Source organism: Methanothermococcus okinawensis IH1 (assembly GCF_000179575.2).
GTDB classification, from domain to species: Archaea; AGJL01; Methanococci; order Methanococcales; family Methanococcaceae; genus Methanofervidicoccus; species Methanofervidicoccus okinawensis.
Genome location: NC_015636.1, coordinates 178,018 through 202,608 on the forward strand (window position 1 = coordinate 178,018; position 24,591 = coordinate 202,608).

19 protein-coding genes and 3 pseudogenes are annotated in these 24,591 nt (G+C 30.9%); 17 read left to right on the forward strand and 5 right to left on the reverse strand.

Going from position 1 to position 24,591, the window contains the following annotated elements; genetic code table 11:
- Window positions 1-45: 45 nt before the first annotated feature.
- Both frhD and frhA read right to left on the reverse strand, forming a co-directional pair.
- Window positions 46-549 (reverse strand): coenzyme F420-reducing hydrogenase, FrhD protein, encoded by a 504-nt coding sequence (gene frhD / locus METOK_RS00880; RefSeq protein ID WP_013866358.1) that lies wholly within the window; start codon window positions 547-549, stop codon window positions 46-48.
- Window positions 550-655: 106 nt separating this feature from the next.
- On the reverse strand, window positions 656-1,888 hold the full coding sequence (gene frhA / locus METOK_RS00885) for a coenzyme F420 hydrogenase subunit alpha (RefSeq protein WP_013866359.1): 1,233 nt from the start codon (window positions 1,886-1,888) through the stop codon (window positions 656-658).
- Between the two features lie 422 nt (window positions 1,889-2,310).
- Here frhA and METOK_RS00890 point away from each other — a divergent pair, with 422 nt between their 5' ends.
- From METOK_RS00890 to METOK_RS08685, 10 genes and pseudogenes are all read left to right on the forward strand, one after another.
- Window positions 2,311-2,733: a hydrogenase iron-sulfur subunit gene (locus tag METOK_RS00890; RefSeq protein ID WP_013866360.1), complete on the forward strand. Its 423-nt coding sequence runs from the start codon at window positions 2,311-2,313 to the stop codon at window positions 2,731-2,733.
- Window positions 2,734-2,822: 89 nt separating this feature from the next.
- Window positions 2,823-3,725 (forward strand): NADH-quinone oxidoreductase subunit B family protein, encoded by a 903-nt coding sequence (locus METOK_RS00895; protein WP_013866361.1) that lies wholly within the window; start codon window positions 2,823-2,825, stop codon window positions 3,723-3,725.
- 102 nt (window positions 3,726-3,827) lie between these two features.
- On the forward strand, window positions 3,828-5,252 hold the full coding sequence (locus METOK_RS00900) for a Ni/Fe hydrogenase subunit alpha (protein WP_013866362.1): 1,425 nt from the start codon (window positions 3,828-3,830) through the stop codon (window positions 5,250-5,252).
- Window positions 5,253-5,322: 70 nt separating this feature from the next.
- Window positions 5,323-6,482, forward strand: a pseudogene (gene vhuB / locus METOK_RS00905) (F420-non-reducing hydrogenase associated-polyferredoxin VhuB).
- Window positions 6,483-6,617: 135 nt separating this feature from the next.
- Complete coding sequence (locus METOK_RS00910) at window positions 6,618-8,588, forward strand: CoB--CoM heterodisulfide reductase iron-sulfur subunit A family protein (RefSeq protein ID WP_013866365.1); 1,971 nt, start codon at window positions 6,618-6,620, stop codon at window positions 8,586-8,588.
- Window positions 8,589-8,676: 88 nt separating this feature from the next.
- Entirely contained in the window at window positions 8,677-9,981 is a 1,305-nt protein-coding gene (locus METOK_RS00915) for a formylmethanofuran dehydrogenase subunit B (protein ID WP_013866366.1), read from the forward strand.
- A gap of 257 nt (window positions 9,982-10,238) precedes the next feature.
- Entirely contained in the window at window positions 10,239-11,360 is a 1,122-nt protein-coding gene (locus tag METOK_RS08945) for a molybdopterin oxidoreductase family protein (RefSeq protein ID WP_048057819.1), read from the forward strand.
- Window positions 11,361-11,440: 80 nt separating this feature from the next.
- Window positions 11,441-12,583 (forward strand): Coenzyme F420 hydrogenase/dehydrogenase, beta subunit C-terminal domain, encoded by a 1,143-nt coding sequence (locus METOK_RS00925; protein ID WP_013866368.1) that lies wholly within the window; start codon window positions 11,441-11,443, stop codon window positions 12,581-12,583.
- A gap of 346 nt (window positions 12,584-12,929) precedes the next feature.
- A pseudogene (locus tag METOK_RS08810) lies at window positions 12,930-13,202 on the forward strand (ABC transporter substrate-binding protein); the annotation flags it as partial.
- A 246-nt stretch (window positions 13,203-13,448) separates the two neighbouring features.
- Window positions 13,449-13,994, forward strand: a pseudogene (locus METOK_RS08685) (ABC transporter substrate-binding protein); the annotation flags it as partial.
- Window positions 13,995-14,099: 105 nt separating this feature from the next.
- On the opposite strand, the gene METOK_RS00940 reads toward METOK_RS08685, so the two are convergent.
- Window positions 14,100-14,537, reverse strand: coding sequence for a CBS domain-containing protein (locus METOK_RS00940; protein ID WP_013866370.1), 438 nt, complete (start codon window positions 14,535-14,537; stop codon window positions 14,100-14,102).
- A 254-nt stretch (window positions 14,538-14,791) separates the two neighbouring features.
- On the opposite strand from METOK_RS00940, the gene METOK_RS00945 reads away from it, so the two are divergent.
- A complete protein-coding gene (locus METOK_RS00945) occupies window positions 14,792-15,712 on the forward strand; it encodes a DUF1611 domain-containing protein (RefSeq protein WP_013866371.1) in 921 nt (306 codons plus the stop codon).
- Window positions 15,713-15,875: 163 nt separating this feature from the next.
- On the opposite strand, the gene METOK_RS00950 is transcribed toward METOK_RS00945, so the two are convergent.
- A complete protein-coding gene (locus METOK_RS00950; RefSeq protein WP_013866372.1) occupies window positions 15,876-17,072 on the reverse strand; it encodes a GMC family oxidoreductase N-terminal domain-containing protein in 1,197 nt (398 codons plus the stop codon).
- 343 nt (window positions 17,073-17,415) lie between these two features.
- Between METOK_RS00950 and METOK_RS00955 the strand changes: the two genes are divergently transcribed.
- The 6 genes from METOK_RS00955 to METOK_RS00980 all read left to right on the forward strand — a co-directional run bounded on the left by METOK_RS00955 (window position 17,416) and on the right by METOK_RS00980 (window position 23,126).
- Window positions 17,416-18,279 carry a ribose-phosphate diphosphokinase gene (locus METOK_RS00955; RefSeq protein ID WP_013866373.1) on the forward strand — a complete coding sequence of 288 codons (864 nt, stop codon included), beginning with the start codon at window positions 17,416-17,418 and terminating at the stop codon, window positions 18,277-18,279.
- Between the two features lie 97 nt (window positions 18,280-18,376).
- Window positions 18,377-18,781, forward strand: a complete 405-nt coding sequence (locus METOK_RS00960) for a Tfx family DNA-binding protein (RefSeq protein WP_013866374.1) — start codon at window positions 18,377-18,379, stop codon at window positions 18,779-18,781.
- A 78-nt stretch (window positions 18,782-18,859) separates the two neighbouring features.
- Window positions 18,860-19,906, forward strand: a complete 1,047-nt coding sequence (locus tag METOK_RS00965; protein ID WP_013866375.1) for an mRNA surveillance protein pelota — start codon at window positions 18,860-18,862, stop codon at window positions 19,904-19,906.
- A gap of 157 nt (window positions 19,907-20,063) precedes the next feature.
- Window positions 20,064-21,323 carry a cation:proton antiporter gene (locus METOK_RS00970; protein WP_013866376.1) on the forward strand — a complete coding sequence of 420 codons (1,260 nt, stop codon included), beginning with the start codon at window positions 20,064-20,066 and terminating at the stop codon, window positions 21,321-21,323.
- Between the two features lie 220 nt (window positions 21,324-21,543).
- The gene (locus METOK_RS00975; RefSeq protein ID WP_048057820.1) at window positions 21,544-22,902 is read left to right on the forward strand and encodes an FAD-dependent oxidoreductase; all 1,359 of its coding nucleotides are present in this window, start codon (window positions 21,544-21,546) and stop codon (window positions 22,900-22,902) included.
- 44 nt (window positions 22,903-22,946) lie between these two features.
- Window positions 22,947-23,126, forward strand: coding sequence for a hypothetical protein (locus METOK_RS00980; RefSeq protein WP_048057821.1), 180 nt, complete (start codon window positions 22,947-22,949; stop codon window positions 23,124-23,126).
- 79 nt (window positions 23,127-23,205) lie between these two features.
- Here METOK_RS00980 and mer read toward each other — a convergent pair whose 3' ends face one another.
- On the reverse strand, window positions 23,206-24,177 hold the full coding sequence (mer, locus tag METOK_RS00985; protein ID WP_013866379.1) for a 5,10-methylenetetrahydromethanopterin reductase: 972 nt from the start codon (window positions 24,175-24,177) through the stop codon (window positions 23,206-23,208).
- Window positions 24,178-24,591 lie beyond the last annotated feature (414 nt).

Genomic DNA, 24,591 nt, shown 5'->3' on the forward strand with positions numbered 1-24,591 from the left:
TATTGACCATGATTAATGTTTTAGTTATTAATTATTACTTATTAATCATTCAACTGCTAATTCGTCCAACACCATATTTACTGCCTTATCAACTGATTTTTTTACTTCTTCTGATAGTTCAAGACATATATCTGGTGCAGGCATGTTTTTTATTTGGCATCCTATAACCACTATATCAATATTATAATTTTCACTGAGCTCATTTAACATTCCTGCAAGTGGCATATTATGGGCATCTGCTTGATATTTTTCAATTTCGGGTAAATCCTTAGGATAAAGTTTTATCAATTCTCCAGCCTTTAATCCATAATCTATTGCATCTACTATCACTATCTTTCTTATTGGCGTATTCTCATCAATTAAAGATAATATAAAGTGAGATGCACCAGTTCCTGCATCTATTAGTTCTATTTTATTGGAGTTCAAAATTGGATTATTTTCTTTCATTTTATTTAATTCATTTATTACAGTATATCCAAATCCATCGTCTCCAAATAATATATTTCCACATCCAAGGACTAAAATTTCTTTATTTAAATAGTTAGGCATATTACACCCTTAAATTTAGTTATTAAATTATATTGGTTATTATTTTTGTTATTATTTTTTGGTTATTATATCATATTAGTTAATTTATAGCCAATTATCAATTAGATTAGTGAATAAGTTTTTCATCTACTGTTTTATTATCATAATCCTTAACAATCATGTGAGTTGCACAGGAAACGCATGGGTCATAGGCTCTAACCACATGTTCTGCAAATTTATAATGGCTTCCCTCAATTGCTTTACCGATTAATGGAATATTCCAAGTTGTAGCAACAATTGCGTTATAGTATGTTATTCTTCCGTTCTTATCGATTGAAGCTTGATGGGTATTGTGCCCCCTTGCTGCTTCATGAACACCTAAACCCACCTTTTCACCATCACCAATTATTGGTTCGTTTGAAAGGGTTTTTCCATTTACATTTAATTCATCAACAATTTCCATTGCTCTTTTTACTAAAACAATTAATTCATAAGCCCTAGCTATATGTATAGCCATGGCTCCTTTTTCTTTAAAATCAAAGAATTTGTTAAATCTTGCCCTAGGTCCAACTTCTGCCAATCTTCCATTTAATGTAGGAATTGTTGTTGATGCCTGTAATGCTACCTCCTTTTCATAGACATCAAATGGTGTGTATTCTACAACATTATCTTGGTCGATTTTTGTTCTATCTCCATAAGTCGGGTGAGTAGCAATATATCCAAAATCATGGTATCCAAGTTTTTCTGGGAGCTCCGTTCCATCAGCTAATGCTCTACTTTCAAATATTGGAATTAAATAATCTATCTGTTCCTTTGCAAGTTTTTCATATTTTTTGCATTTGTAATATATTTTTGACCTAACACTTTCTGTAATGTTTTTTGCCATACCACCAATTTTTATGTTTGGTGGATGTATTGCTTCACCACCTACGACATCGCATATATATTGTCCTACCTTTCTCATTGCCTGAACTCGTTTAATAAATTCAACTTTATCCTTTTCAGGCACAAAATCAGGTGAAACTAAAAACTGATGAAGTGGATGAGAATGCATTTTGTTCCCAATTCCAAGTAATTCCCTTAATAATAATCCGTCTTTTGGTGGAATTATACCGCAGGCATCCTCAATTGCCTCAGCCGATGAAATCCCGTGTGCAGACTGACAAATGCCACAGAATCTCATCACAGCGAGCGGTGCGAATTCCGCAGGTTTTCCTTCTAAAAATCTTTCAAAACCTCTTACTGGTGTTACACTTAAATAGGCTCCTTTTTCTACAATTCCTTCATCATCTACTTTTAAAACTAATTTTGTATGTCCTTCATGCCTTGTTGTTGGATTTATTTCCACCGTTTTACCCATAGAACCACCATATATGTTATTAAAATAGATAATATGTTATCTAACTAATTAATTGATATTTAAAAAATTAATATATTTATTATAAAATATAATATACGATATAATATATTTAAAATACTGTTATTTAGTTAAAATAGAAAGATATATATGTTAAAACAAAAATCCGAGTTTATATTATTTTAATAATATTAATTAACTAAAAATAATACTAAATATTCTTTTTTTGTAAAATATTATTAATTTTTTAATATTTAACTTCATAATGCTTAAAATTATTGAATAAACTTAAACATTTTAAATTATTTTAAATGACTTTATAAACTTTACTATTTGATTTTAGATATATTATTATATATAATAAAAAGTTAAAACTAACATTAGATTATGTAATAAACATATTAATATATTTAATAGGTGATAAAATGTCCGAATGGGAACCAAAAATAATAGGTTTTTGTTGCAACTGGTGCACCTATGGTGGAGCAGACACAGCAGGTGTAGGTAGAATGCAATATCCTCCAAGCATTAGAATAATCAGGGTTATGTGCTCTGGAAGAATAGAACCTTCCTTAATCTTAAAAGCATTTAGTGAAGGAGCAGACGGTGTTTTTGTTGGAGGTTGCCATTTAGGAGATTGCCATTATGATGCTGGAAATTATAAATGGCAAAGAAGGGCTATGTTTTTAAAAGAATTACTACCCGAGCTCGGAATAGAACCAGAAAGATTTAAATTTGAATGGATTTCAGCATCAGAAGGTGAAAAATTCCAGCAAACTATGATAGATGTATATAATACTGTGAAATCTATGGGTCCTTTAAAATTAAAAGAAAAATTGGAAGAATAATTAATTAGGAATTATTAGAAATTAATTAGACATTAAACATATTATAATATACTGTGATATAGGATACACTGATAATAAACGGTGATTAAATGGTAAAAATAGCAACAACTTGGTTATGCTGTTGTTCTGGATGTCATATCAGTTTGTTAGATTTACATGAGGAGCTCCTAAACATACTTGATAGAGTTGAACTTGTCCATTGTCCTGTATTAATGGATGTTAAAGAAATTCCTGATAAGGTAGATATTGCAATTATTGAAGGAGGAATAAGAAATAAAGAAAACGAAGAAATAGCAAAAGAGATGAGGAAAAAGGCTGACATAGTTATAGCATTTGGAACATGTGCAGCATTTGGTGGAGTTCCTGGATTGGGAAATTTATATTCAAATGAAGAAATATTAGACAAGGTATATAAAACAACATTAACAACAGAAAATGAAAAAGGTAGTATTCCAAATGAAGAAGTTCCAGAATTGACTTCAAGAGTAAAACCATTATCTCAGATAATAGATGTGGATTTTGTTGTACCAGGATGCCCGCCAGAACCTGAAGTTACAGCAAAAGTGCTTACCATGTTATTAGAGGGGGAGACTCCTGAATTACCAAAAAATAATCTTTGTGAGGTATGCTCTAGAAAGAAAAGTAAAGAAGGGGTCTCTATTACAACACTAAAAAGAAGATTCAAAGGAACACCTGACCCAGAAAAATGCCTATTAGAACAAGGATATCTATGCATGGGACCTGCTACAAGGGCTGTATGTGGTGCAAAATGTCCCAAGGTAGGAATTCCATGTGCTGGATGCTGCGGTCCTGCGGGAACTGTTGTGGACCTAGGAGCAAAAATGATTTCTGCACTATGTTCAGATTATGGCATTGATAAAGATAAAGAGATAGACCCAACAATACTTCCAAAATCGATAAAAGATAAAATCGGATGTTTCTATAAATTTACGCTTCCAAGTGCTTTAATTCCCATTAAATTAAAGAAATGAATACTATAATTAAAAGATAGATAGTATAATTAAATATTTAACTATATGCCATTACTAATTATAGCAATATATCTAATTAATAATTAAGGATACGGTGATAAAATGGTAAAATTATCAGTTGAACCAGTCACAAGGGTTGAAGGGCATGGAAAGATAACTGTGTCTTTTGATGAAAGTGGAAATCTGGATAAAGTTCATTTTCATGTGGTAGAGGTCAGGGGTTTTGAAAAATTTTTAGAAGGGAGGTATATTGAAGATGCACCAACCTACACTCCAAGAATTTGTGGAATATGCCAAGTAGCTCACCATTTGGCAAGTGCAAAGGCCGTAGATAAAGTATTTGGAGTAAAGATTCCTGAAACAGCTAAACTTTTAAGGAATTTAATGCATCAGGGGGCAACAGTTCATAGTCATGCATTGCATTTTTATGCTCTTGCAGCTCCTGATTTAATGTATCCAACAACAGATGATATTTTAAAAAGAAATTTATTGGGCATGGCAAAAGAAAATCCTGAGGTTGTCAAAGAAGCCATAGAATTGAGAAAAATAGGCCAAACTATTGTAAAAACAGTTGGAGGAAGAGCAATACACCCCGTTACAGCAGTTGTTGGAGGACAGTCAAAATCCTTAGGTGAAGAAGAAAGAGACGAATTATTAAAATTATCGGATAGGGCTATTGAATTGTCTGAAAAATCCATAAAACTTGGAAAAAAACTAATTGAAAATATAAAAGAAAATGATTTGCTTGATATTGGATACTTTGAATCCTATCATGCAGGTATGGTAAATGATGGAACACATGAGCTCTATGATGGAAAAATTAGAGTGGTTAATCCAAAAGGAAAAACAGAATATGAATTTGACCCATCGGAATATTCAAATTATATTGCCGAAGGAGTTAAGCCATATTCATACTTGAAATTTCCATACTTAAAAGATAAAGGGGAAGAAGAAGGAATTTATAGAGTAAATACTTTATCAAGGCTTAATGTTTCAGATAAAATGGCAACACCATTGGCACAAAAATACTATGAAGAATTTATTGAGGAATTTGGAAAACCATGTCACTACCCAATATTATTTAACTATGCAAGATTGATAGAGCTCCTATCAAGTGCTGAGAAAATAAAAGAACTTTTAGAAAATGATAAAATTGTAGGTACCGATATAAGAGCAGAACCCGCCGATGATATAGTTGGTGAAGGTGTAGGGTGTGTTGAAGCTCCAAGAGGAACTCTAATTCATCACTTTAAAACTGATAACGATGGGATTATTAAAGATACAAACTTGGTTGTTGCAACGGTTCAAAACAATCCTGCAATGGACCTTGGGGTTAGAAAGGTTGCTGAAAAATATTTAAAAAAACCAGAAGATGCAAATGAAAAGATTTTAAATTATATGGAAATGGTAATTAGGGCTTATGACCCGTGCCTATCCTGTGCAACTCATGTAATAGGAGATAATAATGGCAGTTTATCGTTGGAGGTATATAAAGGAAATAACTGGGTTAAATCAGTTAAAATATAAATTTTTAACCATTCGAGTAAAATCTACAACATTATGAAACTTTACTAAAATCAAAAAAAGGTGTATTACATTGGAAGGAATAAAAATTCAAGAGGATGCATGCTTGGTATGTAATGCATGTAAGGCTGTCTGTCCAACAGACGCCATAGAGATAGCCCCCTTTAAAACATGCACACTCTGTATGCAGTGTGTGGAAGTATGTCCAACAGGGGCTTTATCAGAAATAGATGGTAAGATAGATTATAATCCAGTTAAATGTATGAAATGTGGAAAATGTGCAGAGGCCTGCCCTACAAAGATAAAAAGAGTAGATAATACATACCCTTATTCAAAGGGACATTGTGTTTTATGTCAAAAATGTGTAGATGTCTGTCCAATTGAAATTATATCAATACCTGGACTTGTAGAAAAACCTAAGAAACAAATTACAATACCAGACGAACCAATAGTTGTAATGGATAACTGCGTTGGATGTGGAGTATGTGTTCCAGAATGTCCTGTGGAGGCCATTACAATCGAGGACAACAAGGCAGTTATAGATAAAACAAAATGTATATACTGCTCTATATGTGGTCAAACCTGCCCATGGAATGCAATTGCAGTATCTGGAAAGATACCTAAAAAGAGAAAAAAGAAGTTATATCCTTTAATGTTGATAGAAACGCATGTATAGGATGTTTCAAATGTGCTGAGATATGTCCAGGAAATATGATTAAAGTGGATAAAAATAATTTAATAGTAATGCCTCCAAAGGCTTGTCCAGCATGTGGTTTATGTGTCAATGTATGTCCAGTAAATGCCTTAACACTCGATGTAAAATATGACAGTGCTCATCCAATTACAGATGAAGGTCTTGTAATCATCGATGAAGATTACGAAACCCTTAAAGAATGTGCAGAAGTCTGTCCTACACGAGCTATAAAGGTAGATGAAAAATCAAAAACTGTAAAAATGTGTATAGTTTGTGGAGCCTGCACAGTAGCTTGTCCTACTGGTGCCTTAAAAATGGGCACAATAAACCATAACGGAAAGGATTATAATAGAATAGAATTTAACCCATCGCTATGTGATAAATGTGGAAAATGTGTAGAAGTTTGTCCAATGAAGGTTTTAGAGATAGATGAAAATGATGAACACCTTCCTTTAAAGGGATACTGTGTAATGTGTCTTTTATGTTTAAGCTGTGCAGAGCAGATAAAGGGAAAAGGTAAAGTCATTGATTTAAAATAGATTTGATGATTAAACTAAAACTAAAATTAATTTTAAATTAAAATTAAACTTGTATTAATAATTAATTATATTAATTGGTATTTTTTAGATATTGTTATTAAAAAATATAATATAGTTATTATAAATGGTGATACCATGGAAGAACCAAGAATTGGTGTTTATATATGCCATTGTGGAATTAACATTGGTGGAGTAGTTGATTGTCCAGCAGTTTCTGAATTCGCCAAAACATTGAAAAATGTTGTAGTTGCAAGGGATTACAAATATATGTGTTCTGACCCAGGGCAGGAGCTCATACAAAAAGATATTAAAGAGTATAATTTGAACAGGGTTGTAGTTGCAGCATGTTCTCCAAGGATGCATGAACCTACATTTAGGAGATGTGTCCAAGAAGCAGGATTAAATCCTTTCCTATTTGAGTTTGTAAATATAAGGGAGCATGATTCTTGGGTGCATATGCATGAGCCAGAAAAAGCCACGGAAAAGGCAAAAGACCTTGTAAGAATGGGGGTTGCAAAGGCAAGATTGTTGGAACCATTGGAGTTTATCAAAGTCGGGGTTAAAAAGAGAGCTCTGGTTATTGGTGCAGGGGTTGCAGGCATCCAAGCCGCATTGGATTTAGGGGATATGGGATTTGAAACGGTATTGGTGGAAAAAACCCCATCTGTTGGAGGAAGGATGGCTCAATTGGATAAAACATTTCCAACAAACGACTGTTCTATCTGTATATTAGCTCCAAAAATGGTAGATGTTGCAAAACACCCAAATATTAAATTATATTCCTATTCTGAGGTTAAGGAGGTAAGTGGATATATTGGAAACTTCAAGGTTAAGATATTAAAGAAACCGAGATATCTCGATGAAACAAAATGTACAGGATGTGGTCAGTGTGCAGAGGTATGTCCAATTGAAGTTCCAAATGAATTTGATATGGGACTTGGAACAAGAAAGGCAATATATAAACCATTCCCACAGGCTGTTCCTGCAAAATATACAATCGACAAGGAACACTGTATAGAATGTGGGTTATGCTCCACAGTATGTGGTCCAAAAGCCATAGATTACAATCAAAAACCAGAGCTTGTTGAAGAGGAGGTAGGGAGCATCATTGTTGCAATAGGATACGACCCATTTGACCCATCAGTTAAGGAAGAATATGGCTATGGAATCTATGACAATGTAATTACAGGTCTTGAACTTGAAAGGCTAATAAATGCATCAGGTCCAACAATGGGGCATGTTGTAAGATTAAGTGATGGAAAGACTCCAAAAAGAGTAGCATTTATACAGTGTGTAGGTTCAAGAGATGCAAAAGTAGGGAATAAATACTGTTCAAATGTTTGCTGTATGTATGCCATGAAAAACTCCCAACTAATAAAAGAGCATGAGCCGGATACAGAGATAGATATTTATTATATGGATGTTAGGGCATTTTCTAAGGGATACGAAGAATTTTATCAAAGGTCTCAGGAACAATACGGCATAAAATTCATAAGGGGAAGGCCAGCAGAAATCATAGAAAATCCAGAAACTAAAAATCTAACTATAAGGGCGGAAGATACATTACTTGGGGAATTGATTGAAAAAGAATACGATATGGTGGTTCTCTCAGTGGGTATGGTGCCTGCAAAATCTATGGATGAAGTTCAGAAGATTTTTGCCATCTCAAAATCAGCAGACGGGTTCTTTATGGAAGCTCACCCAAAACTTAAACCTGTTGATACAGCCACGGATGGTATTTATCTTGCAGGGGCCTGTCAAGGACCTAAGGATATTCCAACATCGGTTGCACAAGGTTCAGCAGCAGCATCACGGGCTGCAATACCTATGGCTAAGGGAGAGGTTAATGTTGAACCTATAATCGCTGAGGTAAATGAGGATATTTGTGGAGGTTGTGGTGTCTGCGTAAAACAGTGTCCCTACGGAGCTCCTATAATGGTAGAAAAAGAAAATGGAAAACTTGTAGCAAATGTTATTTCGGCATTGTGCAAGGGATGTGGAACCTGTGCAGCAGGATGTCCAAGTGGTGCTATGGAACAACATCACTTTAAAACTATTCAATTATTTAATCAGATTGAAGGGGCATTTAAAGACCCAGCTAATTAATACATAAATATTAATGTAAATAAATATTTAATTTTAATTTTTAATTTAATTTTTAATTTTAATAATAATTAGTGTATGTGGTGATTACATGAAAATTGTCAAAAATGTTGTATGTCCTTTCTGCGGCACCCTATGTGATGACTTGGAAATTATGGTTGAAGATGGACACATAGTTGGAACAAAAAATGCTTGCAGAATAGGAAATGCAAAATTCATGCATTTTGAAGGTGCTGTAAGATATACAGAACCTTTAATGAGAGAAAATAAAAAAGACGACTTCAAAAAAACAGATTATGAAACTGCAATAGAAGAAACTGCAAGATTATTGGTAGAATCGAAATTACCTTTGATATACGGGTTTTCAACCACAGAATGTCATGCACAGGCTTATGGCATGGAATTAGCTGAAAAAGTTAGAGGTATTATAAGTAATACCGCAGAAGTTTGCCATGGACCGAGTGTTTGGGCTTTACAAGATGTAGGATACCCAGTTTGCACCCTTGGAGAAGTTAAAAACAGAGCTGATGTTGTTATATTTTGGGGCTCAAACCCAATGCATGCTCACCCAAGACATATGAGTAGATATTCAATATTTTCCAGAGGATTTTTCAGAGAAAGAGGAAGACACGACAGAACAATGATTGTTGTAGACCCAAGAAAAACCGACACTGCAAAATTGGCAGATATTCATTTACAGGTTGAACCTCATAAGGATTATGAATTAATAAGTGCTATGAGGGCTGTATTAAAAGGCTTTGAATTGGAAGTGGATGAAGTTGCAGGTGTTCCATCTGAAACCATCTACGAAGCTGTGGATATCTGTAAAAATGCCCAGTTCGGACAATTGTTCTTTTCCATGGGAATGACTCAATCAAAAGGAAAACACAGAAACATTGACAATGCCATTGAGCTTGTTATTGACTTAAATGCCCATACAAAATTTGGTTTAATGCCAATGAGAGGACACTACAATGTAAATGGTTTTAACCAAGTATGCACCTGGATAAGTGGTTATCCATTATGTGTCGATTATACAAGGGGATATCCAAGATACAACCCAGGGGATTCAAGTATTACAGATTCATTAATGAGGGAAGAGGGGGATATAATGCTAAACATAGCCTCTGACCCAGGAGCTCACTTCCCACAAAAAGCTGTTAAACACATGGCAAAAATCCCTCTGGTATGTATTGACCCTCACCAAACACCAACATCAGAATTGGCAAACATTATAATTCCTCCTGCAATAGCAGGTGTTGAGGTTGATGGAACAGCATATAGGATGGATGGAGTTCCAATAGAACTTAGAAAAGTAATTGATGCACCAGAAGGTGTATTACCAGATAGTGAAATCCTAAAAATGTTGATGAAAAAAGTCGATGAAATGATGTAATTGTTTATTTTGGGAGTTATTATTAATATTATTATAACTTCCATTATTTTTTTAGATATTTAGTAATACTTTTTAAAAATTTATCTTATTGTAATAATAAAAATAAAATATAAATAATAAATTTTATATACAATAATGATAAGTGATATTAATTAAATATAGTAATATAATAACTAATATTATTATGAAATTTTATGTATTAAAATTAGATATTTAGGAAGATTTTAAAAAGATTTAAAAAATATATGGGTGAAACGATGGAAATTAAGCATGCGATATGTCCAGTATGTGGTGTTGGTTGTGGTATAGACTTAATAGTAAAAGATGGTAAGGTAATAGGAACTTACCCATACAGAAGAAATCCCATAAATGAGGGAAAAAATTGTATCAATGGAAAGGAATGTTATAAAATCATAAATGATAAAAATAGATTAAAAACCCCGCTAATAAGAAAAAATGTGGAATTTATTGAATCAAACTGGAATGATACATTGGAGTTGGTGTCTAAAAAATTAAAAACTTATAATCCAGACGAAATTGCCATTATAGGTTCTGGAAAATGCACAAATGAAGATAACTATGCTTTGAAAAAATTGGCAGATAATCTAAATGTCAAGAATATTGGAGTTTGTATATGCAATTCTCCAAAAATTGATTTAAATAAAGAGATAGCCTCTTATGATGATGTCGAAAATAGCAAATTTATTTTAATTCTTGGAGATATATTTGGAGAAAGTCCTCTAATTGGAAGAAGAGTTATTAAAGCAAAGGAAAAAGGGTCTGAAATAATTACTGTAATTGAAGAAAAAGATATAACCAACAATAAGGTTGGTGAGTTAAATTCCAACAAATTTATAAAAATAAATAATTTTTCCGAATTTTTAAAAAATATAGATAAAGAACCATTAAAAAGACTTGATGAGAATTCTATAATAATATTTAACAAAATAATAGAAAGAGAGGATGTAAATTTGGTTTATAATATTTCAGAAAAAACGGGATGTAAATTATTGCCTTTATTAAAATACTGCAATACTATGGGAGCAATAAAAATCCTTCCACCGCTGAATAGGAAAGAGATGTTTGACTTAATCAAAGATGTTAAATGTGCATATATCGTTGGAGAAAATCCTGCATTATACGACAAAGATAATAATATTTTAAAATCCCTCGATTTCCTTGTAGTTCAGGATATATTTTTAACTGAAACAGCTCAACTGGCTGATGTTGTATTGCCATCTGCATGTTGGGCTGAAAAGGATGGAACATTTACAAATACCATGGGCACCACTCAAAAGATAAATAAAATTATAGGAGCTCCGGGGGAGGCTTTACCCGATTATGAAATAATATCAAAATTGGCAGAAAAAATGAGATGACTAAATAACTATTAAATAACTGTTAACTTAAAAAAATAAAAAAATATAATGAACTAAAATAAGTTAAAATAGGTGATTATATGGATAAATATCTCTTAGTCCAATCAACAGATGAAAATATATTAAAACATGCAGAATGTGGTGGGGCAGTAACTTCGTTATTCAAATATCTACTTGATAAAAAACTTGTTGATGGAGTTTTAACCCTAAAAAAAGGAGAAGATGTTTATGACGGAATACCTACTCTTGTAGAAAATTCAGAGGAATTAATACAAACATGCGGTTCATTACACTGTGCTCCAACAAATATTGCTAAAATTATAAGCAAATATCTATACGATTTAAAGTTAGCAGTAGCTGTAAAACCATGTGATGCTATGGCTATAAAGGAGCTCGAAAAAAGGTATCAAATAAATAAGGATAATATCTATACCATAGGTTTAAACTGCGGTGGAACAGTTCCACCCATAACAGCCATAAAAATGATAGAATTATTTTATGATGTAAATCCTGAGGATGTTGTTAAGGAAGAAATAGATAAAGGAAAATTTATAATTGAATTAAAGGATGGAACAGAAAAAGGAATAAAAATAGATGAATTGGAAGAAAAGGGATATGGTAGAAGAAAAAACTGTCAAAGATGTGAATTAAAAATACCAAGAAATGCCGATATCGCCTGTGGAAATTGGGGGGCAGAGAAAGGATGGACTTTTGTTGAAGTGTGTTCAGAAAAAGGAAGAGAGTTAATTGAAAGTGCTGAAAAAGAAGGATATATTAAGATTAAAACCCCATCTGAAAATAACATTAAAATCAGAGAAAAGATTGAAAAAATTATGATTAAATTATCCAAATCATCTCAAAAGAAACAGCTTGAAGAGGAATATCCATCCATTGAAAAATGGAATGAGTATTGGAACAGATGTATAAAATGCTACGGTTGTAGGGATGTCTGTCCAATATGTTTCTGTAAGGAATGTGTTTTAAATGAGGATTATGTAGATAAAGGAAAAATTCCACCAGACCCTATAATGTTCCAAGGTATAAGGCTATCCCACATGAGTTTTAGCTGTGTAAATTGCGGTCAGTGTGAGGATGTCTGTCCAATGGAGATTCCATTGAGCTGTATATATCATAGAATGCAGTTAAGGTATAGAGACACTGTTGGATTTATACCTGGTGTAGATGATGAGCTCCCTCCAATGTATGGTTCGGAAAAGGAGTAATTAGTTAATGATTAAATGATTTTTATTTATTATTGATAATTTTTATTTAATCTTTTTTTATGGTATAAATTATAATACTTTTTACTATTTTTAAAATATATGCAGTATAAATTTATTTTTTTACTTTAAGAAATTTTATTTATATTTTCATAAAAAAATCATAACTTTTATATACTATTATAAATCTTATAACATATCATTTATTTATTGAGGTGGTATCATTAAAAAATTAGCTGTTTTATTTATGAGCTTGGCAGTTATTGGAATTGTCATGCTTTGTGGATGTGTTGGAAACAATACCAACAATAGCAGTAGTAGCAGTAGTAATGCGGCCGCAAGTATGCCAATGGTAAAACTTGTAAATTGTAAAGGTCAAGGTTCAATGCCTCAGCTTCTAAGCACAAAAGAACTTGATGCTGTAATTGCATGGGAACCTATGCCAGAAATTCTAAAAACAAAAAATATAGGAAAACCTATTATATATAGTCAAAATTTACCTCCAAAAGGCATGTGGAAAGACCATCCATGCTGTGTTATTGTAGCATCAGATAACGCACTAAAAAATAATAAAGTTGCTGTGGATGAATTTTTAAAATTAGTGGTTTTATCTACAAATGAGATAAACAATAACAAAAGCCTTGCAATAGATGCAAGTGCCTATTGGCTTGGTGTAGATAAATCAGTTGAAAAATTATCTGTGCCTCATATTGAATATTTCACAAATCCAGAAAAAGATGTTCCTGGAACAATAGAATTTGTAAAGGTTATGAATTCTCAAAAATCCCTTACAGGTAAATTAAAAGGGGTAAATGATAAAGATACTATCGTAAATACATTATTCGATTTAAAACCATACAATACCGTTATGGACGAAATAAAAAATAATAATTCACCAAATGTTAATGATAATAATATACCAACATTAAGAGTAGCATATTTACCAACAGACCACCATGCAGCATTGTTTGTTGCAGCTAAATATCCAGAATTGTTTAAAAATAAATACAATATATATTTAAAAGAGATAACACCTAAAAAACAGTATGAATTATACGAAAACGGTAAAAAAATAGCAAATATTAAATTAATACAGGTTTCAGAAGGTGGAGCAAAAATAATGACCTTAATGGCTCAAAATCAGGTTGATATAGGATTTAATGGAGTTCCACCAGCAGTATTTGCTATTGACAAAGGAACTAATGCAAAAATCATTAGTGCATTACACGGTGAAGGTTCAGCAGTTGTTGTAAGAAGCGATATTCCAGTAAATAATTGGAAAGAGTTTGTAAATTGGATAAAAGAACAGCACAAAGAAGGAAAACAGGTAAAAATAGGTCATCCATTGCCTGTATCAATACAGTATGTAATGATAAAAAAGGCCCTTGAAGCAGAAAATATTACATATACTGAATAAATTATTTAATATTTAATTATTTTATAATTATTTATTACTTTTTATTATTTTATATTATATATTAATTTTTTTTTACATTCTAATTTATTGATTATATTTTTATTATTTTTTTAGAAATTTTGACAGAGCTCTGATTATATCCCCATCAGATACAACACCAATTAACTTATTATTTTCATCTACAACAGGAAGTTGATTTATTATCTCACCTTTATGCCCGTATTCGTCCATTCTTCTTATGGCTTCAATGATTGATTTATTTGAGGTTATTGTAATTACATCCTTTGTCATAACATCGCTAACTTTCGTATCAAGGGTGTATTCATCCAATATTAAATTATATCCAATATCGGTGGTAGTAATAATGCCAATTACTTTTTTATCCTTATCTACAACAGGTAGGCAACTTATTTTGTATTTTAAAAGAGTTTCAAATGCTTTAACTACGCCAGTATCGGGGTGAGTATATATAACATCTTTTGCCATAATGTCCTTAATTTTGATATTAAATATATTTGATATATCCTCATGCTTTTTCATAAATTCCCTCCTTGAAAATCTTAAATGTAAAATTAAAGTTAAAACTAAAAACATATTGATGTAAATATATATAAAATTAAATTTATTAAATATCCTATTTGGATTAAATGAAAAAGTTTATATATAATTAATATTTTAGGACTTAAAATTTTTAATATCGTAAATAATATATGAATAAACTATGAATAAAAATAAACATAAATAAAATTAATATCATGATTTCATAATTTTTTTAAAAATATGCAAGGGATGCTATGATTATAAAAACGGCAAAATTATCTCACAAAAACAAGATTTCGGATGGATTAAAAAAATTTGCCAATATATCCATAATAGGATATGGATGCATAAGCTCAGGTATTTATCAAAGTAATAATACTATTAATAATAAAAATAATAGTGCTACCAATAATAATTACGATACATTTATCTGGACAAAGGAAATTCTTGAATCATCAGAGGTAGAAATTTGGAAAAAAACTATTATAAATGAGATAAAAAATGGTAAAAATATATACAATATGGCAAGACTTTATAGAATAACCGATTATAAGGAGCTCGTAGATTTTGCCAAAATACATAATGTTGAATTTTTCGATTGTTCAAATCCCAATTTGTTTGATGAATATAAAGAATATGCCAAAATGGGATTAAATGGTATCGATTCAAAGGTAATTACAATAATGGGAACAGGAAGGCAATGTGGGAAATTTACCACATCTATGGTTTTAAAACATGAGCTCGGAAAATATTTTAAGGTAGGCACAGTCGGAACAGAACCGCAATCTAAATTATGCGGAATAGATGAGATGGTAATACCACAACTTGTTCCCACATGCCATGTTGCTTCTACAATATTTGGGGCTATTAAAAAAGTTGATTTGAATAATAACGATGTAATTATTGTATCTGGACAAACAGGTATATTTTCGAATCCATTAGAGGTTGGAACTGGAAGAGGGGGGGGCGTTATTAGTATAGCTATTCTTCTCGGTTCAAATCCTGATTATATTATACTCGCATCAAATACTGATGACATAAACTGCATAAAAAAGAATATAAACACCATAGAATTATTAAGTGGTAAAAAGGTTATTGGAATTACCATAAACGGCAAAAATTTTAAAGATAAAAAAATTTTAAAAACTTATTGGATGATATATCCTATAAATTAAATATTCCAGTTGCCGATGTAATAACGGGTATAAATTTAGATGAATTTATTAGTAATATAGTTAAAAACCTAAAAAATAAGATATATCTTAAATTATGCATGTATTTATTTATAATTTAGTTATATTTAATTTAGTTATATTTATTTATAACTATATATCCATATTAAAGTATATGTGACAATTTTTTGCCAATTGCAATTATTCCAAGGATGGGCGGTAATCCAATAGGTTTTGGAAATATAGAAGCATCACAAACAAATAAACCATCTATTTCAGTTTCAAAATCTTTATTTACTACCTTCCCTACGGCACATGTTCCTGATGGATGAGAGCCTCTTGGAATGGTTTTATATATCTTGTCTATTCCCATATCTGAAAATATATTTAATGCCTCTTTAAATCCCTTTGAAAATAATTCATCATCTTTTTTTGATATATCTTTATATACATAATTTTTTCCAACTATGCCGTTATTATCATCTTTTATTTTAATCATTAAACCAAATATATCACTGTTTTTTATTATTTTATTTTCTTCTTTTATTTGATTATATAATAATGTAGAATAATGAGGCGAAAGTATAAAATCATCGTATTTTTTATAAACCGACATAGGGATTGAATTATTTAAATTTGCATCGTTTAAAACACCACCAACTGTGATAAATGTATCTACAAAAAGGTTTTTTCCAATATACTCATTATCCAATATAGAACTTAATATTCTTGGAGAATTGATTCCCCCAGCAGAAAGTATGACATTTTTTCCTTTAAATATTCTTTTTTCATTAATGTTGGTGTTATTTTTATTATTATTTTTATTAGTTCTATAACTCCCTTCAACAAAAAATACCCTTTCTTTTTTCTGGATATTTAAAACTTCAAAATTGGTGATTATTTTACCATTACTGTTTTTAGGTAATAAAAGATTCCGTGGAGTCCATTTTGCATTACATAATTTACTTGCACACATTCCACAGGAGCGGCATTTGTTGAAATTTATAAATTTTGGAGTTCGTTTAAATCCATAATTGTATAAATTTTGAGTAGGTTTATTAATAAAATTTGGGGGAACTAAATTAACATTTAGCTCATTTTCAATCTCATTATATATATCGTCTTTAATACTTATCCCCATGTATCTTAAATCAATTTTAAAGGCATTTCCAACAGAATATAATGCAGAACCTCCAAGGGAATTTACATACAAAACCTGCACCTTGTTATTTCCTTCGGAGATGTATTTTGGACTATTTCCTTTTTCAAGTAGAAGTATCTTTTTATTGGGGTATTTATTAATTAATTCTTTAAATATAGTGCATCCAGCAACACCAGAACCAATTATAATAAAATCATACATAATTTCACTTTTTTACAATAAATAGGATTAATTTTATATATTTTATATATTTCATGTAATAAATTATAGACCTATTGTATATTGGAATAATCATAACATAGAATATTGATAAATAAAATAAACTACATAATATTTAAACTACATAATATTTATTTTATAAGATAACTATGTAATAATATGTAATAATTTAAAATTTAAAATTATAAAAATGAATTATATATTAATTTATGATATAAGATTAAAATCAGAAAAAAGCAGAAAAATGAAAAATAAAAAGAATAAATTTTAAAAAAATAAAATAAAAAAATAAAATATTATTATACTTAATATATGGTGATAAAAAATGGTTATTATTGTATCAGGTTCAGACTCTCAGGACTTGGCATTTAGAGTTTCGAAATTAACAAACTCGGAGCTCCTACGGACAGAATTTAGAAAGTTTCCAGATGGAGAATTGTATGTTAGAATTCATGGAGATGTAAAGGATAAAGATATTTTTTTGATTCAGACGCAGAATAATCAGAATGATTCCATTGTCGAGACTATTTTAATGTGCGATGCACTGAGGGATGAAGGTGCAAAATCCATAAATTTAGTAGCTCCTTATTTGGCTTATGCAAGACAGGACAAAAAATTCAATATTGGAGAACCCATAAGTATCAGAGCTCTGGCTAAGTTATATTCTAATTTATGCGACAGTCTTATAACCATAAATCCTCATGAAACACATATAAAGGCATTTTTCGATATTCCGTTTATTTATGGTAATGCAGTGGATAAATTGGCAGAATATGTAAAGGATAAATTAAAAAATCCCGTTGTTCTTTCACCTGATAAAGGAGCAATAGAACTGGCAAAAACTGCATCGGAGGTTTTAAACTGTGAATATGATTATCTTGAAAAAACAAGAATATCTCCAACTGAAATAAATATAGCTCCTAAAACTTTGGATGTAAAGGATAAAGATGTTCTTATTGTAGATGACATCATATCCACAGGAGGCACAATGGCAACAGCAATAGGTATGTTAAAAGAGCAGGGGGCAAAAAAGGTAATAGCATCCTGTGTTCATCCCGTATTGATTGGCGATGCCCTGAATAAGTTATATGTTGGGGGTGCCGATGAAGTTATTGGCACCGATACCTACCCATCAGAAGTAAGTAAAATTAGCGTGGATACCATTATTGCAGATTTAATTAATAAATAATCACTATATAATTAATATATTTTATTTTAACTTATTATTCATTATTTATTAAATTTATTATTATTAATTTATTGTAATTTAGACATAAGGGGATTTTATGGATTCGTTTTTAACAGATACTCAAATAAAAGTATTAAAATTAAGAAAAAAGGGATTAACTCAGGAAGAAATAGCAAAAATGATGAATACAAGCAGAGCAAATATAAGTATGATAGAAAAAAGGGCAAAGGAAAATGTGGAAAAGGCAAGAAATACTTTAAGGATTTACAACGATATAATTTCTCCTGTAAAATTAACCATCAAAGAAGGTGTTGATGTTTTTGATATTCCAAAAATGGTATTCAAAACCTCCGATGAAAATGATATTCATGTAAAATATAGCTCATTGGAAATACTTGATTTAATACACAAAAATGTGAAGGATAACATCAATAAAAGAATTGTTAAAAAACCATTCATAATAAATATTCTTGAAGATGGCGAGCTCTCATTTATTGAATAAATATTAATGAATGAAAATATATAAAAATATAAATTAAAAGTAGATAAATAAAAATATATAATTAATTAAGGTTAGATTATGAAAATTATTAAGGAAATACCTGAAAAAAATATAATTAAAGTGATGCCTGAGAACTTGGATGACCTTTGGCATCTTTACAATATTATTGAAAAAAACAGTGCAGTATCTGCCATGACAGAACGAAGGGTTGAAGATAAAGGAGACAAATTAAGGGCTGATAGAGGAGCAAAAAAAAGGGTATATTTAGGAATTAAGGCAGAAAAAATAAATTTTCATGAGGATACAAATAGGTTGAGGGTAAGTGGTAAGATAATATATGGTCCAGATGATATTCCATTAGGTTCCTATCATACAATTGATATAGAGCCATATACAGAGGTATCTATCCAAAAAAATTGGAAAAGATGGGATTTAGAACGGTTAAAAGATGCAGAAAATTCTGCGAAAAAGCCAAAGGTTGTAATAGTTATCATGGATGAGCTCGAAGCAAATATATATTTAGTTAGAGAATATGGTGCTAAGGAAGTAGCACATATAAAATCAAGTCTGTCAAAGAGATTAAATTACAAACAACAGGAACAAGAAAAATTAAGTTATTATAATGAAATAGCAAATGCAATAAGTCAATATGAGGGTAAAATTCTTGTAGCAGGTCCAGGATTTGGAAAAAATAATTTTCAAAAATATTTATCTGAAAAATATAACGATATCTATCAAAGAACCATATTTGAATCTACAAACCATACTGGAAGATTGGGACTTAATGAAGTTTTAAAATCCGGAATAATCGATAGGATATATGGTGAGGCAAGATTAAGTAAAGAAACTCAACTTGTAAATAAACTTTTAGAAGAGATTTCAAAAAGGGGTCTTGCAGTTTATGGATTTGATGATGTTAAGAATGCTTTAAACTACTCTGCAATAGAAACACTTCTTATAACGGATGAATTTTTGAGAAAAAATAGGAAAAAGATGGAAAATATTGTAAATTCAGTTGAGAATATTGGTGGAAAAACCGTAATTATATCCACAGAACACGATGCAGGAAAACAGTTAAAGGGTCTTGGTGGAATAGGAGCAATATTAAGATTTCCTATTGAATAATATTTTAAGCAGAGATATAATAGTAAAATTTTACTTTATTTTATCTATATTATTTTTTAGTCGGATATAATATGACTATATTTAAATTTAAGAGGATTACATAAGTTTTTTATAGTATGGATGTAACTAATACCATATTCAAAATTGGGTGATATATATGGATGTTATATTAGCAATTGGTTATCTGTCCATTCTGTTTGCAGGAGGTTCCCTGATAGCAAAATTGGCAGAAAAATTTGGTATTCCAGATATTCCATTACTCTTGATATTTGGACTGCTTATTTCCTTTTTCAACATTATACCAAAAGGTATTGTGGAAACCTCATTTGAATTTATTGGTAATTTTGGTTTAATAATTCTTTTGTTCATAGGCTCTTATGAAATGGAATGGGACGTTATGAAAAAGGTCCTTGGAACAATAGTTAAACTCGATGTCATTGCATTGCTTGTAGTATGTGCAATATCTGGAATAGTATTTAATTGGGTATTTCATTTACCATTGTTGGCTATAATCGGGTTCTTATTTGGTGCAATTGTATGTGCTACTGACCCTGCAACTCTAATTCCAATATTCTCAAAAATGAATATGAATCCAGAGGTGGCAATAACTCTCGAAGCTGAAAGTGTTTTTAATGACCCCCTTGGTATTGTTGTAGCATTGATATGTTTGTCGGCAATGGGATTAGCTGCTAGTGAAAATCCAATACTTGAATTTAGTTCTCTTGCAGTTGGCGGTATTATATTGGGTCTTATTGCAGGCAAATTTTATGAAATTATTGTTTCAAAAATTAAGTTTGGTGATTATATAGCACCATTTACACTTGGCTTGTGTATAGCATTTTGGTATTTTGCTGAGGGCATCTTTCCGCAAATTACAGGCTATGAAATTAGTGGTTTTATGGCAGCTGCAATTATGGGACTTTACATAGGGAATACCATGGCTCCTAAACCAGGATATAAAAAAGAAATGGAAAGAGTTTCAATGTTTTTTGGAGAATTATCCACATTTATTAGAATATTAATATTTGTATTGTTGGGTGCAGGTGTGAGCATTTCATTGTTAGAAAATTATGCAATTCCCGCAACGATATGTGCTTTGGGTTCCATACTTTTAGCAAGACCTATTGGTGTTTTAATTGCAACTTCGATACCTCCTGCAAGACCATTTTTAGAGCGTATATATATTGCATTGGAAGGTCCAAGGGGAGTAGTTCCTGCAACAATGTCTGCAATGGTATATTCTGAGATTATGAACAATCCAAGTATTGTTCCAAGTTCAATATCAAAATATATGCCTCCAACAGAGTTAGCTGGGGCAATACTAGTTGCAACCTTTGCAACAATAATAATAAGTGTAATTTTGGAAGCCTCTTGGGCAAAACCACTGGCTAAGGTATTGTTAAAAAATAAACAATGAATAGATATATGTTATTTATTTTAATTATTTTTTAATTTTATTTATATTATAATATAATCAATTATTTGCGTTATTTTTTAAATCTTAAAAACATAAAAATTTTAAATATAACAATCAAAAATAAGTTATATAAATCAATAATAATTAAATATCAGTGAAATTTATTTATATATATGATAAACAAGATACCATATTAAATATAATAAAAATAGGTGAAGAAATGAGAGTTGTTATAATCGGAAGTGGTGCAGCAGGATTAACCACAGCTTCAACAATAAGGAAATATAATAAAGAAATGGATATAATAGTTATCACAAAGGAGAAACATATAGCATATTCACCATGTGCTATTCCCTATGTAATATGTAATGAAATACCTTCATTTGAAGATATAGTAATGCATACTCCCGAAGAATATAAAAAGGATAGAAATATCAATGTGATTACAGAGTCAGAGGTTTTGGATATAGATTCAAAGAATAACAAAATAATATATAAGGATAAAGGAAATAATAAAATAGGATTAACTTATGATTACCTTGTTTTAGCCACGGGGGGCTCTCCTTTTGTTCCACCAATTGAAGGTGCGGATTTAGAAGGAGTTTTTAAATTAAGAACAATTGAAGATGGTATGAAAATAAAAGAATATGCAGAAAATTCAAAAAGTGCAATAGTTGCAGGAGCTGGGGCAATTGGACTTGAAACAGCATACGCATTGAAAAAACTTGGACTTGATGTGATAGTTGTTGAGATGGCGCCTCAAATATTACCACGAGCTCTGGATATAGACATGGCTAAGATTGTTATGAAATACTTAGAAGATGCAGGTATTAAATTTATACTTGAAAAACCACTTGGAAAAATCGTCGGAGATGAAGATGGCAAAGTAAGTGGTGCAGTAATTGATGGAGATTTATATAACTGCGATATGGTTATCATGGCTACTGGGGTAAGACCAAATACCGAGCTCGCAAAAAAGGCAGGCTGTGAAATAGGAAGATGGGCTATAAAGGTAAATGAAAAAATGCAAACTTCAATACCAAATATATATGCCGTTGGAGACTGTGTGGAAGTTGTGGATTTAATAACAAAACAGATTACATTATCACCATTTGGAACAACGGCTGTAAGGCAGGGCAAAGTTGCAGGAAAAAATATTGTAGGTATTGATGCCAAATTTAATCCAGTTTTAAATGCCATGGTGTCAAAAATAGGAGATATTGAAATAGCAGGCACTGGTATGAGTGAGCTCGGAGCTCATCAAAATAGACTCGATGTAATAGTTGGAAGAGCAAGAGCTCTTACAAGGGCAAGGTATTATCCTGGCGGAAAATTGATAGATATTAAATTAATATGTGATATGAATAAAAACATTGTAGGATGTCAAATTGTTGGTGGGGAGAGAGTGGCTGAAAGAGTAGATGCCATGTCCATAGCTATTGCCAAAAATATGACTTGTGATGAGCTCGCAAATATGGAGTTTTGCTATGCTCCACCAGTTTCAATGGTAATTGACCCGTTAGCTCTTGCAGCTGAAAATGCCTGCGATAAATTTAAAAAGATGGAAAAAAACGAGTAAATATATATTATAATTATAATATAAAATAATAAAAAAGTGATATTATGGATATGGAAATGCTTATTGGGTTAATAGGAGCTCTTGAAAAAAAAGGAGTGGGGGTTCAATTATCCGTTGAAGGTCAAAAAACAGTGGAAATAACTGTGAAAGATAAAAAGATAGATGTAAATATAGTAAATCCATCAAAAATTGGAACATTGATAAAAGAGCTTAATTTAAAATAATAAATTTATAATTTTATAATTATTTATAACTTTTTTAATTTTTTAAATTTTAATAAAAAATAATTAAAAAGAAAAGCAATTATAATTCTTTTAATGCTGGAATTACTTTTTTACCTATTAATTTAATGCTTGTTTCTTTGTTAGGTCCAATTGGAGAACCTGAAACAACCTGAGTTACTCCCATTTTTGCCAATGCTGCTATTTTTTCAACAACTTCATCAGGTGTTCCATACAATGAGAATGCCTCCATCATTGTATCATCAACTGTTCCAAATGCTGTTCCAAAGTCTCCTTTTTTAAGAGCTCCTCTTATTGTTTCTACTTTTTCAGCATCAATACCATGTCTTTCCAATACGATAGCTGGAGAACCTGCTGAAATGAATGCTACAACGGGAATTGCTGCTTGTTTAGCTTTTTCTGTTTTTTTATCTACTGACATACAGGCATAAGCTGCAACATCAACTTCATCCATGCTTCTTCCTCCTGCTTCTGCACCTTTTTTAATTAATGGAACAGCAGCTTCGAAGTCTTTTGGGTTTGATGCGTTAATTAAAACACCATCTGCAATCATACCTGCTGTTTCAAGCATCTTTGGTCCCTGAGCTCCCATATAAATTGGAACTTCTGTTAATGGTTTTACTGCCAACTGAGCTCCTGTTTCTAATCTTCCCCCTTTTAATAAGGTTCTCATGTCAGCAATTGATTTTTTAATTGTTGCAACTGGTTTTGTCCATTCAATACCTAATGCATCGAATGTTGCTTTATCACCAGGTCCAATACCTAATGTAGCTCTTCCTCCAGATATTTCATCCAAGGTAGCTATTGCTGATGCTGTGATAGCTGGACTTCTTACATAGGGGTTTGTAACACCAGGACCCATTTTAATTTTGTTTGTTACGCCTGCAATTGATGTTAAAGTCATATATACATTTCTGTTGTTGTAGTGGTCTGTAATCCAGCAGTATTCAAATCCGTTATCTTCTGCCAATTTTACATAGTAGCAAATTTTTGTTATAGGTTCGTTAGGAACAAACTCAATACCAAATTTCATTTTTTCACCTTTTGGTTTTTGTTTATGAGTTAGGCAGTATTACCATAATATATATTGTTGTTATTAGTATATATTTGGTTTCTATTTAAGTTAAATAGAAAAGTATTTATATAATAAAGTAACCCTTTAAACTTTAAAATAATAGTTAAATAATCTAATATGGGGTATAAAATAAATTATATGCTTATTTTTATTATGATTATATATTTATTTATAATTATGTTTATTATACTATATGTTTATTACCATGTATTTATCATATCATATTTATTTCAACATAACATTATTTAATATTATTATAGGTGGTAAATATCCATTATTTACAGTATGTGAGTATGTCATACATAATAATTCATAATTTGCATAACAAAATATAACAAGATACTAATTATAAAATTAATATTCTAATTTAAA